At 68.8% G+C, this 13,862-nt stretch carries 13 protein-coding genes; 6 read left to right on the top strand and 7 right to left on the bottom strand.

Annotated elements, in window-relative coordinates; genetic code table 11:
• The first annotated feature begins 51 nt into the window (after window positions 1–51).
• On the top strand, window positions 52–978 hold the full coding sequence (locus ACQW02_RS20880; RefSeq protein WP_431281832.1) for a DnaJ C-terminal domain-containing protein: 927 nt from the start codon (window positions 52–54) through the stop codon (window positions 976–978).
• Window positions 975–1,247, top strand: coding sequence for a chaperone modulator CbpM (locus ACQW02_RS20875; RefSeq protein ID WP_431281831.1), 273 nt, complete (start codon window positions 975–977; stop codon window positions 1,245–1,247). Before ACQW02_RS20880 ends, ACQW02_RS20875 begins: the two co-directional genes overlap by 4 nt.
• A 10-nt stretch (window positions 1,248–1,257) precedes the next feature.
• Here the strand turns inward: ACQW02_RS20875 and ACQW02_RS20870 are convergent, their stop codons facing one another.
• Complete coding sequence (locus ACQW02_RS20870) at window positions 1,258–2,349, bottom strand: hypothetical protein (protein WP_431281830.1); 1,092 nt, start codon at window positions 2,347–2,349, stop codon at window positions 1,258–1,260.
• A gap of 117 nt (window positions 2,350–2,466) precedes the next feature.
• Here ACQW02_RS20870 and ACQW02_RS20865 point away from each other — a divergent pair, with 117 nt between their 5' ends.
• Genes ACQW02_RS20865 through ACQW02_RS20855 form a run of 3 tightly spaced genes read left to right on the top strand, consistent with a single transcriptional unit; the run spans window position 2,467 to window position 4,700 of the window.
• Window positions 2,467–3,276 (top strand): DUF2272 domain-containing protein, encoded by an 810-nt coding sequence (locus ACQW02_RS20865; protein ID WP_431281829.1) that lies wholly within the window; start codon window positions 2,467–2,469, stop codon window positions 3,274–3,276.
• The gene (locus tag ACQW02_RS20860) at window positions 3,273–4,385 is read left to right on the top strand and encodes an NADH:flavin oxidoreductase/NADH oxidase (RefSeq protein WP_431281828.1); all 1,113 of its coding nucleotides are present in this window, start codon (window positions 3,273–3,275) and stop codon (window positions 4,383–4,385) included. Before ACQW02_RS20865 ends, ACQW02_RS20860 begins: the two co-directional genes overlap by 4 nt.
• A gap of 12 nt (window positions 4,386–4,397) precedes the next feature.
• Window positions 4,398–4,700, top strand: coding sequence for a DUF1330 domain-containing protein (locus ACQW02_RS20855; protein WP_431281827.1), 303 nt, complete (start codon window positions 4,398–4,400; stop codon window positions 4,698–4,700).
• Here ACQW02_RS20855 and ACQW02_RS20850 read toward each other — a convergent pair.
• From ACQW02_RS20850 to ACQW02_RS20825, 6 genes are all read right to left on the bottom strand, one after another.
• Complete coding sequence (locus ACQW02_RS20850) at window positions 4,679–5,770, bottom strand: alkene reductase (protein ID WP_431281826.1); 1,092 nt, start codon at window positions 5,768–5,770, stop codon at window positions 4,679–4,681. The genes ACQW02_RS20855 and ACQW02_RS20850 overlap by 22 nt on opposite strands.
• 128 nt (window positions 5,771–5,898) lie before the next feature.
• Window positions 5,899–7,299, bottom strand: coding sequence for an NAD(P)H-dependent flavin oxidoreductase (locus ACQW02_RS20845; protein ID WP_431281825.1), 1,401 nt, complete (start codon window positions 7,297–7,299; stop codon window positions 5,899–5,901).
• A gap of 170 nt (window positions 7,300–7,469) precedes the next feature.
• On the bottom strand, window positions 7,470–9,710 hold the full coding sequence (gene pnp, locus ACQW02_RS20840) for a polyribonucleotide nucleotidyltransferase (protein WP_431281824.1): 2,241 nt from the start codon (window positions 9,708–9,710) through the stop codon (window positions 7,470–7,472).
• 367 nt (window positions 9,711–10,077) lie between these two features.
• Window positions 10,078–10,587 (bottom strand): GcrA family cell cycle regulator, encoded by a 510-nt coding sequence (locus ACQW02_RS20835; RefSeq protein WP_431281823.1) that lies wholly within the window; start codon window positions 10,585–10,587, stop codon window positions 10,078–10,080.
• Window positions 10,588–10,731: 144 nt separating this feature from the next.
• A complete protein-coding gene (locus ACQW02_RS20830; RefSeq protein WP_431281822.1) occupies window positions 10,732–11,706 on the bottom strand; it encodes an acetamidase/formamidase family protein in 975 nt (324 codons plus the stop codon).
• 89 nt (window positions 11,707–11,795) lie between these two features.
• Complete coding sequence (locus ACQW02_RS20825) at window positions 11,796–12,524, bottom strand: winged helix-turn-helix transcriptional regulator (RefSeq protein ID WP_431281821.1); 729 nt, start codon at window positions 12,522–12,524, stop codon at window positions 11,796–11,798.
• A gap of 116 nt (window positions 12,525–12,640) precedes the next feature.
• On the opposite strand from ACQW02_RS20825, the gene ACQW02_RS20820 reads away from it, so the two are divergent.
• Window positions 12,641–13,795, top strand: coding sequence for an acyl-CoA dehydrogenase family protein (locus ACQW02_RS20820; RefSeq protein ID WP_431281820.1), 1,155 nt, complete (start codon window positions 12,641–12,643; stop codon window positions 13,793–13,795).
• The last annotated feature ends 67 nt before the right edge of the window (window positions 13,796–13,862 follow it).

Raw genomic sequence — 13,862 nt, 5'->3', positions numbered from 1 at the left:
TGGGCGCGGGCAAAATAACGGCGGCGCGGTTTCGCCAGACAGGATGGCACGATGGCCGATGATCCCTACAAAGTTCTTGGCCTCGCCCGCGATGCGACGCCGGAGGCCATCAAGGCGGCCTACCGCAAGCTCGCCCGCAAGCACCACCCGGACCTGAACCCGGGCAAGCCGGCGGCCGAGGCGCTGTTCAAGGCCGCCTCCGCCGCCAATGACCTGCTGTCCGACCCCGACCGCCGCGCCGCCTTCGACCGCGGGGAGATCGACGCCGAGGGCCAGCCCCTGCGCCCCACCGGCGGCTACCGCCAGCAGGCGGAGGGGGCACCCGGCGAACGCTACCGCCCAGGCGGCGCCTATGGCGCCGGCAATGCCGATGTGTTCGAGGACCTGTTCGCCGACATGTTCGAAGCCCGGCGCCGCGCCGAGGCGGCCCCCCGCCGCGGCCAGGACCAGGCCTATCGCCTGGCGGTGCCCTTCCTGTCGGCCGCCCTCGGCGCCACCGAACACCTGACGATGCCGGATGGGCACAGCCTGGCCGTGAAAATCCCCCCCGGCGTCGTCACCGGCCAGATCCTGCGCCTGCGCGGCAAGGGGGCGCCCGGGCGCAACGGCGGCCCGGACGGCGATGCGATGATCGAGTTGGACGTGGCCGAGCACCCGGTCTTCAAGCGCGACGGCATGGACCTGCGGGTGGAATTGCCGGTCACGATCAAGGAGGCGGTGCTGGGCGGGCCGGTGACGGCGCCCACGCCCAGCGGCCCGGTGCGCGTCACCCTGCCGCCCCATAGCGACACCGGGCGCCAGATCCGCCTGCGCGGCCGCGGCATCGCCAAGCATGGCGACCGGGCGGCGGGGGACTTGTTCCTGACGCTGAAGGTGGTGACCGGCCCGCCGGATGCGGCGCTGGAAGCCTTCCTCAAGGACTGGGAGCCTGACGCCGCCTTCGACCCCCGTGCCGGGTTGGAGGCCGCGACCACATGATCACGCTGGACCTCCTCCGCGCCCGCTTCGCATCCCTCTCGCCCGAGGATCTGCAACGCTGGATCGCCGAGGGCTACGTCCACCCCGAACCTGGCCTGGTGTTCCAGGAGATCGACGTCGAACGGGTCCGGCTGATCCTGGAACTGCGCGACGACCTGGCGGTGAACGAGGACGCGCTGCCGGTGGTGCTGTCGCTGCTGGACCAGGTCTATGCGCTGCGCCGGCGGCTGAAGCGGCTGGGCGTGGTGCCGGACGAGGACGAGGGTTAGGCGACGCCCATCACCCCGGCCGCGCCGCGACATAGCCAAAGTAATTGCCGGAAAAATCATCCTCCGACAGGCGCCCCTTGTCGGGCACCTGGATGTCGCCGCCCCAGGACCAGATGTTCAGGTCGATCGACCCCTGGGTGAAGCCCGAGGTGTGGTTCAGCAGGATCCAATGGTCGGGGATGGTGAAGACGCCGTGGTCCCGCTGCGATTTGGCCTGGATCATGTTGGCGCAGATGAACAGCGCGACGGCATAGCCCTGCGATCGCAGGCGTCCGGCCTCATCGATGTTCGCGGCCCCCTTGGTGAACCAGATGTTGGTCTCGTTGCGCTGGTCGCGGTAGCCGACCTTGGTGAACCATTCGGCCAGGTCCTCCGGCATGGTGATGCCGCCGGCCGCGTCGTCGTCGTCGTCGTAGTCGAAGACGTCGTTCTCGGAATCGCGCAGGCTGGCCAGCGCCACCCAATCGACCGGGGCGATGAAGTTGCGCGGCTTGCCGCTGAACTTCGACGGCATGGGCTTGGGCTTGTAGTTGCGGCAATCCTCGCCCGGCTTCACGACGATCGTGCCCAGCTTGCCGACGCCGGTTTCCCAGACGCTGATCACATAGGTCACGTACACATCGGGGTCGTCGTGCAGCAGGCTGGTGCACAGCGCCGATGGACCGCACAGGCTGGTGGTCTTCTGGCTGATCGACTTCTTGTCGGCCAGGCGTTCGCGCAAGCCCGCCACGACATCGGCGCGGCTGATGTGGGGGAAGACGCCGGCGCCGCCGCGCTTGGAGAATTCGTCGATCAGGCGCGGCGCCTGGCTCGCCTTGCCCTTGCCGCCGCCGCCGGGGCCGAAGGGCGCGCCGAAGGCCGGCTGGTCCGCCACCTGCAACAGCCCCGCCATCACCTGGTGCTTCAGCGCCAGCAGCAAGTCGGAATCGTCGAGGAAGGCCGCCGTCGGCAGCACCCCGGCGGCGGTCGCGCGGAAGGATGCGCGTGTCCATGGATCGGCCCAGGCGTCCTCCAGCATGCGGTCCGCCTGGGAATGCGGCATGGCGCGGGTCGCGCATGCCTGGGCGCTGTCACCGGCGGTGGGGCGGAGGATCAAGGTCATGTCCGGAGTGTTCCGGCCCGGCCATGCGGCGCGCAAGTGGATTGCGGGGCGGGCGGCATCACTTTCGCGGTGCGTGGCGCGATTACGCTTCGGCGGCGCATGCTCTAAGCAGGCCCCATGCGCGCCATCCTGTCCTCGTGCCTGGCCCTTCTGCTCGCTGCGGGCTGCGCCACGCCGCCGCCCCCCGCCACCCTGGGGCCACCGATGGCCTACCCGCCCAGCGTGCGCGAACGCCTGCTGCGCATCGCCGCCGAGGAATGGCGCGAATGGGGCGCGATCGCAGTGCCGGACGCGGCCAATCCCGGCGAGGTCCCGCCCCGGTTGGAAGGGCTGGCGGACAACATGCCCCGGCTGATCGCCTATTGGCGCAGCGTGCCGGATGATGAGGGCGCGATCGCGCGCGCCAGGGCGGAGTACGCGCCCGATCCCCTGGCGCCGCCGGCGACGCTCTGGGCCGATCCGCCCTGGTCGGCGGCCTTCATCTCCTACCTGATGCTGCGCGCCGGGGTGGATGTGCGGGAGTTCCCGCCGGATGCGTCCCATGCGCTGTACCTGGACGGGCTGACCGCGACGGCGGCGGCCTGGCCGGCCACGGCGCCCTTTGTCCCGCTGGCACCCGAACAGGCGGTGCCGGCGCCGGGCGACCTGGTCTGCGCCGACCGCAGCCGGGCACCGCTGCCCGCCTGGTCGGCGCGCGCGGCGGAGGTCGGGCGCTTCCGCCCGATGCATTGCGACCTGGTGCTGCAAACCGCCCCGGGCAGCGTTTCGGCACTGGGCGGCAATGTCGCCGATGCCGTGGTGCTGACGCGCTTTGCGACGGATACATCGGGGCGGCTGCTGCCGCGTGGCCCGGGGCGTGCGCCCTGGGTCGTGGTGATGCAGAACCGCCTTGGTCAATTGCCCCCTTTTGGAGTGCCTGGTTCATGACCGACCTCTTCGCCCCGCTGGATCTGGCCGGTGGCACATCGCGCAACCGCATCGGCATGTCGCCCATGTGCCAATATTGCGCGGCCGATGATGGGCGGGTCACCGACTGGCACATGGCGCATCTGCTGCAACGCGCCGTGGGCGGCGCCGGGCTGGTCATCACCGAAGTCGCCGCCATCACCCGCGACGGGCGCATCACCCCGGGCGACCTGGGTTTTTGGGAAGACTCGCAATTCGACGGCCATGCCCGCCTGGCCGCCGCCATCGCCCATGCCGGCGCGCTGCCCGGCATCCAGATCGGCCATGCCGGGCGCAAGGCCAGCCGGGGCGCGCCCTGGAACGACGGCCCCGCCGTGCCATCCTGGCCGACCTTGTCGGCCAGCCCTGTGCCGATGGGCAATTTTGCCGTGCCGGCGGCGATGACGGTGGCCGAGATCGAAGGCGTCATCGAGGCTTTTGCCGAAACCGCCGCCCGTGCGGCCCGCGCCGGCTACCGCATCATCGAATTGCATGGCGCGCACGGCTATCTGCTGCACCAGTTCCTGTCGCCGCTGTCGAACCACCGCGACGATGCCTGGGGCGGCGATTTCGCCGGCCGGACCCGGCTGCTGCTGGAAGCCACCCGTGCCGTGAAGGCGGTGCTGCCCGCCGATGTCTCGCTCTGGGTCCGCATCAGCCATACGGATTGGATCGAGGGCGGCTGGACCACCGATGACACCATCCGCGTCTCCGCGCTGCTGAAGGACCTGGGCGTCGAGGCGATGGACGTCTCCTCCGGCGGCATCGACCCGTCGCAGAGGATCCCGGTGGGGCCGGGATACCAGGTGCCGGGCGGGCGCGCGGTGCGGCAGGCGACGGGCATGCTGACCGCATCGGTCGGCATGATCACCGAACCGGCGCAGGCCGCCGCGATCGTCGCCGATGGCGATGCCGACATGGTCTTGCTGGCCCGCGCGCTGCTGCGCGACCCATACTGGCCGCTGCGGGCGGCCGCGGCACTGGGCCGGCTGGATGCGATTACGGTGGCGCCGCAATACGAACGCGGCTGGAATGCCCTCGGGCGCATCGCGATGGACCGCGCCGCCGCCGAGGCCATGCCACCGGTTTGAGGGAGACCCGCCATGCCCGCCTACATGATCGCCGACCTTGAGGTCACCGACCCCAGCCGCTTCGGCGAATACCGCACGGCGGTGTCGCCGATGATCGCGCGCTTCGGCGGCCGCTACTTGATCCGCGGCCCCGAGTTGGAGGTGAAGGAAGGCGCGCCCTTCTTCCACCGCCTGGTCGTGCTGGAATTCCCGAGCATGGACGCGCTGCGGAATTTCTACGACAGCCCCGACTACGCGCCCCTGCTCGCCCTGCGGGAGGCCTGTTCGACCTCCCGCCTGGTTTTTGCCGAGGGCTACGCCGCCAGCGCCGGATAGTCGGTGTAGCCTTCGGCCCCGCCGCCATAGAGCGTGGCGGGGTTCACCGTGTTCAGCGGCGCATCCTGGCGCAGCCGGGCCACGAGGTCCGGGTTGGCGATGAAGGGACGGCCGAAGGCGACCAGGTCGGCACGACCCTCAGCGACGGCCTCGATCGCCATGGCGCGCGTATAGCCGTTGTTGGCGATATAGGCGCCCTTGAACGACCTCCGCAGCGCCGCGTAGTCGAAGGGCGCGACATCGCGCGGACCGCCGGTCGCACCCTCCACCACATGGATGAAGGCGATGCCGCGCTTGGACAGTTCCGCGACGAAATAGCCAAACACCTCGGCCGGGTCGCTGGTCACCGCATCATTCGCCGGGCTGACCGGAGAAATGCGGACGCCAAAACGCTTCGCCGGAAACACCTTCAGCATCGCATCCACGACTTCGAGCCCGAAGCGCGCACGGTTTTCGACCGAGCCGCCGTAGCGGTCGGTGCGCGTGTTGGTGCCATCCTTGAGGAACTGGTCGATCAGGTAGCCATTGGCGGCGTGCAGTTCGATGCCGTCAAAGCCCGCGCGCGTCGCATTCTGCGCGGCCTGCACATAATCGCCGATGATCGCGTCGATCCCGGCCTGGTCCAGCGCCTGCGGCATCGAGGTTTCGGCAAAGCCCGTCTCGATGAAGGTCTTGGTTTTCGCCGCGATGGCCGAGGGCGCGACCGGGGCGGCGCCATCATCCTGAAGTGAGACATGCGACACGCGGCCGACGTGCCAGAGCTGCACGATGATGTGCCCGCCCTTGGCATGCACCGCGTCGGTGACCTGCTTCCAGCCATTCACCTGGGTTTCGGAATACAGCCCCGGCGTCCAGATATAACCCTGGCCCTGTCGGGAAATCTGCGTGGCTTCCGAGATCAGCAGGCCCGCGTCGGCGCGCTGGGCATAATAGGTCGCGTTCAACCCATGTGGCGCATCGGTGCCGCGCGCGGCGCGGTTGCGCGTCAGCGGCGCCATGGCGATGCGGTTGGTCACAGGGATGTCGCCCAGCATGAAGGGCTGGAACAAGGCGTTGGAATGATCGGTCATGAAGGCTCCGCGCTTTACGTGTTAGCGGGGAGGTGGCGCGGCCAAGCCGGTGCTTCCAGGCCCGCCACGGTGAAACACCGTCGCGGGCTGGCGGTTGGGCCATGCGCAATCAGCATGGCCCCGGGGAGTCAGCGCCCCGTGAGAATCCGTTCGACCAATTGGCCGGCGGTCGGGATGAAACCGTTCGAATAGAACGGGTCCTGCGCGAAACGCGTCGCCACCTGGCCCGCGAACATCAGGTTGTCCTCGGTCCCGCCGCCATGGGCGATCGCCTGCAGCTTCTTCTGGATGCAGAAGGACCGCGGGTCGGCGCGCTTGCCGGTCGAGAAGTCGGGTTCGATCTGCGTCCAGTTGCTGAAGCGGCAATGCGACAGGCAGCCCATGCAATCGGTCTGGTCCTGCAGGATTTCCCGCGCGGCTTCCGGCGTTTCGAAGACCAGCGTGTCGTCCGGGGTGCGCAGGGCTTCCGTAAAGCCCTGGCGCGTCCAGAGTTCGACCTTGGCGCGGTCTTCCGGGGTCATCCAGACGGGGCGCTTGCGCGGGCCGACGCCATATTCGGCGGTCTTGTCGCCCTCGGCGGCACCGATATAGGCGACCTGGCGTTCGCTGCGCTCTTCCAGGTCGCGCAGCAGCCGCGTGCGCACGGCCGATGAATAGAAGCCGGTCGGCGAAAACGCCTGCAGCGACACGTCGCCCGGCTTCAGGGTCAGCAGCCGCTGCTTCCATTCGTCGGGGATCGGGGATTCCTTGGTCAGCAGCGGACGCGTGCCGAACTGGAACGCGATGGGGCCGAGGTCGGGATTGTCGATCCAGTCCTCCCATTCCTCCAGCCACCAGACGCCGCCGGCCATGATGATCGGCACGGCCTGCAGCCCGAAGGAGTTCATCAACTGGCGCAGCGCCAGGACGCGGGGGAAGGGGTCTTCCGGCTGGCGCGGGTTTTCGCTGTTGGACAGGCCGTTGTGGCCACCGGCCAGCCAGGGGTCCTCATAGACCACGCCGCCCAGCCATTCCGATGCCTTGGAATAGGCCCGGCGCCACAGCGCGTTGAAGGCGCGGGCGCTGGAGACGATGGGATACATGTAGACGTGGTGCTCACGCGCCACGGCGGCCAGGCCATAGGGCATGCCCGCGCCGCAGGTCACGCCATGGATCATGCCCGGCACGGCTTCCAGCATGCCACGGATGATGCGTTCCGCGCCGCCCATCTCCCACAGGATATTGGCGTGGATGCGACCACGGCCGCCATTGACCTCGTGGGCGACCTTCACCTGGGCGATGCCGCCGGCGATGCCGTAGGCGACCAGTTCCTCATGCCGCTCACGCCGGGTCTTGGCGTGGTAGATCTGGGGGATGACCTTGCCATCCGCGTCGTAGCTATCGGCATTGACCGCGCTGACGGTGCCCACGCCGCCGGCATGGGCCCAGGCGCCGCTGCTTTGCCCATTGGTGGCGGAAACGCCCTTGCCGCCTTCGACCAGGGGAAGGACGTCGGCACCGCCCATGCGGATCGCGTTGATTGGCTTCACGTTTCTGGTCGTTCGCTCTTGCTGGGGCCGGGGCCTTCGGGGCCTTGGCGGGCGGTTGCGGGCGCGGCCGGCTGGCGTGCGGTCCCGTCGGTCGCAGATGAGTCGTTCACGGGCCTTTCGCAAGGCCCGGGGCCAAGCCGATGCGCGGACGCATCGGCTTGGTATTCCGGTCAGTCGGCGGCGAAATCGCCACCGCCACGACGCGGGCCACGATCGCGGCGGAAGCCGTCGCGGTCGCCGCTGCGTTCACGACGGGGTTCGCCGCCTTCCTCACCCTCGGCCCGGGGGCGCTTGGCGCCCACCTGGTCACTGATGTCGGCGCCGGTCGCCTGGTCCACCACGCGCATCGACAGCTTCACCTTGCCGCGGTCGTCGTGGCCGATGACCTTCACCTTCACCTTGTCGCCGACATTGATGATGTCGGTGGTGCGGTTGACCCGTTCATTGGCCAGTTCGCTGATGTGAACCAGCCCGTCCTTGGCGCCGAGGAAGTTCACGAAGGCGCCGAATTCGGCGGTCTTCACGACGGTGCCGTTGTAGATGGCGCCGATCTCGGCCTCGGCCGTGATGCCACGGATGATGCTGATCGCGTGTTCCGTCGCTGCCGGGTTGGTCGAGGCGATCTTGATCGTCCCGTCATCCTCGATGTCGATCTTGGCACCGGTCTTTTCGACAATGTCACGGATGACCTTGCCGCCCGTCCCGATGACTTCGCGGATCTTTTCCTTCGGCACCTGGATCACGGTGATGCGGGGCGCATTGGCCGCCACGTCGCCGCGCGCGCCGGTCAGCGCCTTGGCCATCTCGCCCAGGATGTGCAGGCGCCCACCCTTGGCCTGGTCCAGCGCGATACGCATGATATCGGGTGTGATGGACGTGATCTTGATGTCCATCTGCAGCGCGGTCACGCCGGCCTCGGTCCCTGCCACCTTGAAGTCCATGTCGCCGAGGAAATCCTCGTCGCCCAGGATGTCGGACAGCACGGCGAAGCCACGGTCTTCCTTGATCAGGCCCATGGCGATGCCGGCGACAGGCCGGGTCAGCGGCACGGCCGCATCCATCAGCGCCAGCGAGGTGCCGCAGACCGTCGCCATCGACGACGAGCCGTTGCTCTCGGTGATCTCGGACACGACGCGCATCGTGTAGGGGAACATGGTCTTTTCCGGCAGCAGCGGCCGGATGGCGCGCCAGGCCAGCTTGCCATGGCCGACTTCACGGCGGCCCGGGCTGCCCATCCGCCCCGTCTCGTTCACCGAGTACGGAGGGAAGTTGTAATGCAGCATGAAGTTTTCACGATAATCGCCGCCCAGGGCGTCGATCACCTGTTCGTCCTGGCCGGTGCCGAGGGTCGCGACGCAGAGGGCCTGCGTCTCGCCACGGGTGAACAGGGCGGAGCCATGCGCGCGGGGCAGCACGCCGACCTCGGCCATGATCGGGCGCACGGTCTTGGTGTCGCGGCCGTCGATGCGCAGGCCGGTGTCCAGGATGCTGTTGCGGACGACGTCGGCTTCCAGCGCCTTGAGCAGGCCCTTGGCGGCGGCGGCATCATGGCCTTCGGCGGTCAGGGCATCGGCGACCTGCTTCTTCACCGCGCCGACCTTGCCCTGCCGGAGAAGCTTCTGCGTCTCCTTGTAGGCTTCGGCCATCGGGGCGAAGCCGAGTTCCTTGATGCGCGCCTTCAGCGCGATCTCGGCCTCGGAGACTTCCTTGACGGCCCAGGGCTCCTTCGCGGCGCGCTCGGCCAGTTCGATGATGCCCTGGATGACCGCCTGGCAGGCCTGGTGACCGAAGGTCACGGCGCCGAGCATCTCGTCCTCGGACAGTTCCTTGGCTTCGGATTCGACCATCAGCACGCCTTCGGCGGTGCCGGCGACCATCAGGTCCAGCTTGCTGTCCTTACGCTGTTCCAGCGTCGGGTTCAGCACATAGGCGCCTTCGATGAAGCCGACGCGGCAGCCGGCGACGGGGCCGAAGAAGGGGATGCCCGACAGGGTCAGGGCGGCGGAGCAGCCGACCAGGGCGACCACGTCCGGGTCGTTCTCCATGTCATGCGACAGCACGGTCGCCACGACCTGGACCTCGTTGCGGAAGCCCTCGGGGAACAGCGGGCGCAGCGGGCGGTCGATCAGGCGGGACACCAGGGTCTCCAGCTCCGATGGGCGGCCTTCACGCTTGAAGAAGCCGCCCGGGATCTTGCCGGCGGCAAAGGCCTTTTCCTGGTAGTTCACGGTCAGCGGGAAGAAGTCCTGGCCCGGCTTGACCGAACGGGCACCGACCGCCGTGCAGAGCACGATGGTGTCGCCCATGCGCGCCATCACGGCGCCGTCGGCCTGGCGGGCGATCTTGCCCGTTTCCAGGGTCAGGGTCTTGTCGCCCCAGGTGATGTCTTTGCGGAAGTAATTGTCGAACATGCGTCGTCCTATCCGCCCAACGCCATCGGGGCGCTGGGCTGCGGCGCCCTGGCCCTGTCCGGGATGGGTCGTCGCGGGTTGTACGGCGCGGGTACGGGCAGGTGCGGCCGGGAGACTGCTATCCAGGAACGGAGCGCGGCGCTTCGGGCTGCACGGGGGAGGCGAGCCAGCCCCCCGGAGGAAACTGGCAGGCCGCCCATGTGGCCGGAAACGCCGTCACGTCCTGCCAGCGGTCCGGTATGGAACGGCAGCGTGCTGACGACCCCGCGCGCGCGGGAATGCCGCCGGCGCTATCTGGCGCCCCCGGCGGGCGCCGTATGGCACGTCTGCGCCGGGGACGCCAATTGTTTAAAGCAGCGGCCAGATCTCAGGCCGCATCTTCCCTGCGGTCGCGCGTCCGCACATAGGCGACGGCGGCGTGTTCGGTGCAGTAGGGCTTGCCCGTCAGCGCATCGCCGCCGCAGAAGCGGAAGGCGGCCGTCCCAGGCTCACCCAGCGGCCAGCAGCAGGTCCGGCCGCCAAAGCGTGGGAAGGCCCGGACCACGGGCGGCGGTGCCGCGACGGCGCGGGGGGCGGCGGGCGGCGGGGCCGCGGCCATGATGCGCTGCACCGGGCTGGCCGGCGGGCGCGTCACGCTGGCCCGGGGCGCGACCGGCGCGGGGCGCGGCACGACGGCCATGATCGGCCGGCCCGATGTGATCGGGCGCGGCACGCCATCGCGCCGGATCGGGCTTGGCCGCGCGGGCAGCACCAGGCGATGCGCCTTGCCGACCACGGCATTCTTCGAAATGCCCATGCGGCGACCGATTTCCGCTGTCGAATGGCCCTCGGCCCAGAGGGCCTTGAGGGTCTCGATTGCCTCGTCTGACCAATCCATAGGTTGTGGCTCCCATCTGCCCTGCTACCACAATTGGTAAGGGCGATGGGGTCCCCGGGGCAAGCATTCGATTCGCCCCGGGCACTGAAACTTGTGGAGAACTAGGTGGCGACCCACCAGGGCTAGTGGGCTGCCCCGTTCAGATCAAACCAGCAACCCCTTCGCCAGCATGCCGTGCACACCCTTTTCGCCGTTGACCGTCTGTGTCACTCGGAAATCCACCGCCAGGGAGCAGAACTGGTAGGCATCGGCCGGGGTGATGTTGGTGCGTTCGACGATGAAGGCGATCATCTCCCGCAGCGCCTGCTTCATGGCCAGGTCCAGGTCCTCGTTCATGCCCATGGTGATGTAGTGGGTCGGCGTCTCGCCACGCGGGAATTTGAGCGCCGGGTCTTTTGCGCCGCCGCCCTTTTCCAGGGTCAGGCGGAAGGTGCCGGTCAGGCACATTTCCAGCGCGTTGATGCAGACCTCGCCATCGCCCTGCACGCCATGGCCGTCGCCGGCCGAGAAATTGGCGCCCGGCGTATGCACCGGCAGGAACAGGGTCGCGCCCTCGCCCAATTCCTTGTTGTCCAGGTTGCCGCCATGGGCGCGCGGTTCCTTGGTGCTGATCTGGCCCCAATCGGCCGGGGGGGCGACGCCCATCACGCCAAAGAACGGCCGCAGCGGCAGGATGGTGCCGCCTTCCTTGGGGCCGAAGGGCAGGCGGCAGGTCCGCGCCTCCCGATCGACCGGGATATGCAGCATCCGCTTGTAGGGGAAATCCTCCGGCAAGGTGCCGAACAGGGGGCGGAAGCCGCAAAAGCCCCAATCCGCGCCGAAATCGATCTTCAGTACATCCACCCGCAGCACATCGCCGGGTTCGGCACCCTCCACCGCCACGGGGCCGGTCAGGATATGGGGCCCGAGGCGCGGCGGCATCGCCGCATGGATCGCGGCCAGCGCCGGGGGCACCGCCATGCCCATGGCCGCGGGCGGCATGGATTCCGGCCCGCCGGAGACGCATTGCAGCACCACCGTCTCACCACTGCGGATGGTCAGCACGGGGGGGAAGCTGGCGTCGAAGGCGCCGAACCGGATGGTTTCGGGGCTGGCTGCGACGCGATGGGATTCGGGCATGTGCGGGCGGCTCCTGTGACGCTGCTGTTGCAGCGCGGCGCATGGCGGGGCGCAAGGGGGGATGGTGAAAAATCGGCCCTGCCGGCGGCTTACGCGCGATGCGCGTCCACCATGTCCGGCGTGCCGTAGATCAGCCTGCGTTCACGGGGGCGGTCGGACAGGCCGAGCAGGCCCTTGGCGCGCTCGACGGCCGCCGGCTCGCCCTCGAAGGCGATCATCCGGCGCGCCGGCTCGTCGACGAGCCCGACATAGCCCATCCAGGCCCGGGTGAAGGTCGGCAATTCCGCCGAGATCTCCACATCCACCGGATAGCCCGGATTCTTCATGCACAATTCGATGTCCGGATGCGTGATCACGAACCACCAATGCTTCGACGCGGTTTTCGCACCTGGCAGTCCACGGAAGGCGAAGCAGATGACGAAGCGGTCCACCGGGCAGGCGGAGGTGGGAATCTGGCCGCGCACGCTCATGAGGAAGAAGACCGGGTCGAAATCCTCGGGCTGCAGGATGTTCCGGGTATGCCGCTGCCCCCACAGGCTGAGGGCGTCGATAATGGGGCGAAAATCCTCGCCAGCGGCCGTCAGCGCATAGACGTGCCCCGGGCCCGTCGGCTTCTCCGTGATGCTGATCACCCCATGCTGTTCCAGGTCGCGCAGGCGCTGCGCCAGCAAGGTCTTGGAGATGAGCGGCAGGCGCCGCCGCAAATCGTTGAACTGCGCTGGGCCGCAACACAGCTCGCGCAGGATCAGTGGCGTCCAGCGCTCGGCGAACAACTCGCAGGTCTTCGCCACCGGGCAGAACTGTCCGTAGCTGGTCATGCGGCAGGGTCATCCCGCCGATCGCATGAAATCAAGTCCATTTTCTGTCCTTGAAGGGCCTGCCAGCGCCTCGCCACCCTGCACGCACGGCGAAAGCCACGACAGGGAGAGCGACAATGCCCGACACCATGATGCCCGACACGTTGTTGAAGGGGACGGAAACCACCGACTGGGTGGCCCTGGCCGACCAGATCGGCCGCGATATCGCCGCCGCCGCCGCGCGGCACGATGCGGAGGATGGCTTCGTCACCGAGGGGTTCCAGGCCCTGCGCGCCGCCGGCTTCCTCAAGGCGCTGGTGCCGGCGGAACTGGGCGGCGGCGGCGCCGAGTACCGGGTGATCTGCGACGCCATCCGCCGGCTTGGCACCCATTGCGGCGCGACCGCGCTGGCCTTTTCCATGCAGTGCCACCTGGTCGCGGTGCCGGCCTGGCGCTGGCGCCACGAACAGGCGCCGGTCGAGGCGCTGCTGCGGCGCATCGCCGCGGAGGATCTGGTGCTGATCTCCAGCGGCGGCTCCGACTGGTTGCCGAGTTCCGGCCAGGCGGTGCGGGTGGAGGGCGGCTACCGCATCACCGCCCGGAAGCGCTTCGCCAGCGGCTGCCCGATGGGCGACCTGCTGATGACCAGCGCGATCCTGGACGATCCCGAGAAAGGCCCGACTGTCCTGCATTTCGGCGTGCCCTTCCGGGCGGAGGGCCTGCGCGTGCTCGACACCTGGCATGCCCTCGGCATGCGCGGCACCGGGTCGCATGACGTGACCTTGGAGGAGGTCTTCGTGCCTGAGGCCGCGATCGCCGCGCGGCGGGAGCCGGGCAAGTGGCACATCCTGTTCCACCACATCTTCGCCATGGCCTTCCCGCTGGTCTATTCGGCCTATGTCGGCGTCGCCGAGGGTGCGCGCGACAAGGCCCTGACCTTGGTGCGGGCCAAGGGCGACCGGGCCGCCAGCGCCGTCCTGGCCGGGCGGCTGGAGAATGCCTTCGCCAAGGCGGAGATGGCGCTCGACCGCATGATCCGGATCGCCGAGACCGAGGCGCCAGGCCCGGCGCGCACCGGCCGCACCGCGACCGCCCGCACCCTGACCGGCCAGGCGGCGATCGAGACGGTGGAGCGGGCGATGGAACTGGTCGGCGGGGCCGCCTTCTACCGGGACCTGGGGCTGGAACGCGCGTTCCGCGACGTGCAGGGCGCGCGCTTCCATCCCTTGCAGGAGATGCCGCAGCTTGAACTGACGGGGCGGCTGGCGCTGGGCCTGCCGATCGACGGCTAGACCATTTTCCGTTCGCAAGGGCTCACGTCAAACGGTCTAGCTTGTTGTCTTGGCGCATTTTCCGAGT

Source organism: Humitalea sp. 24SJ18S-53 (genome assembly GCF_050632385.1).
Lineage (GTDB): Bacteria > Pseudomonadota > Alphaproteobacteria > Acetobacterales > Acetobacteraceae > Humitalea.
This window is presented reverse-complemented; position numbering and strand designations above follow the sequence as displayed.

Excerpts from the sequence above, each read along its gene's own strand:
- ACQW02_RS20880 (WP_431281832.1), top strand. The coding sequence starts at position 52 with ATGGCCGATGATCCCTACAAAGTTCTTGGCCTCGCCCGCGATGCGACG.
- ACQW02_RS20820 (WP_431281820.1), top strand. The coding sequence starts at position 12,641 with ATGCCCGACACCATGATGCCCGACACGTTGTTGAAGGGGACGGAAACC.
- ACQW02_RS20835 (WP_431281823.1), bottom strand. The coding sequence starts at position 10,587 with ATGGATTGGTCAGACGAGGCAATCGAGACCCTCAAGGCCCTCTGGGCC.
- ACQW02_RS20865 (WP_431281829.1), top strand. The coding sequence starts at position 2,467 with ATGCGCGCCATCCTGTCCTCGTGCCTGGCCCTTCTGCTCGCTGCGGGC.
- ACQW02_RS20870 (WP_431281830.1), bottom strand. The coding sequence starts at position 2,349 with ATGACCTTGATCCTCCGCCCCACCGCCGGTGACAGCGCCCAGGCATGC.
- ACQW02_RS20825 (WP_431281821.1), bottom strand. The coding sequence starts at position 12,524 with ATGACCAGCTACGGACAGTTCTGCCCGGTGGCGAAGACCTGCGAGTTG.
- ACQW02_RS20855 (WP_431281827.1), top strand. The coding sequence starts at position 4,398 with ATGCCCGCCTACATGATCGCCGACCTTGAGGTCACCGACCCCAGCCGC.
- ACQW02_RS20875 (WP_431281831.1), top strand. The coding sequence starts at position 975 with ATGATCACGCTGGACCTCCTCCGCGCCCGCTTCGCATCCCTCTCGCCC.
- pnp (WP_431281824.1), bottom strand. The coding sequence starts at position 9,710 with ATGTTCGACAATTACTTCCGCAAAGACATCACCTGGGGCGACAAGACC.
- ACQW02_RS20860 (WP_431281828.1), top strand. The coding sequence starts at position 3,273 with ATGACCGACCTCTTCGCCCCGCTGGATCTGGCCGGTGGCACATCGCGC.
- ACQW02_RS20830 (WP_431281822.1), bottom strand. The coding sequence starts at position 11,706 with ATGCCCGAATCCCATCGCGTCGCAGCCAGCCCCGAAACCATCCGGTTC.
- ACQW02_RS20850 (WP_431281826.1), bottom strand. The coding sequence starts at position 5,770 with ATGACCGATCATTCCAACGCCTTGTTCCAGCCCTTCATGCTGGGCGAC.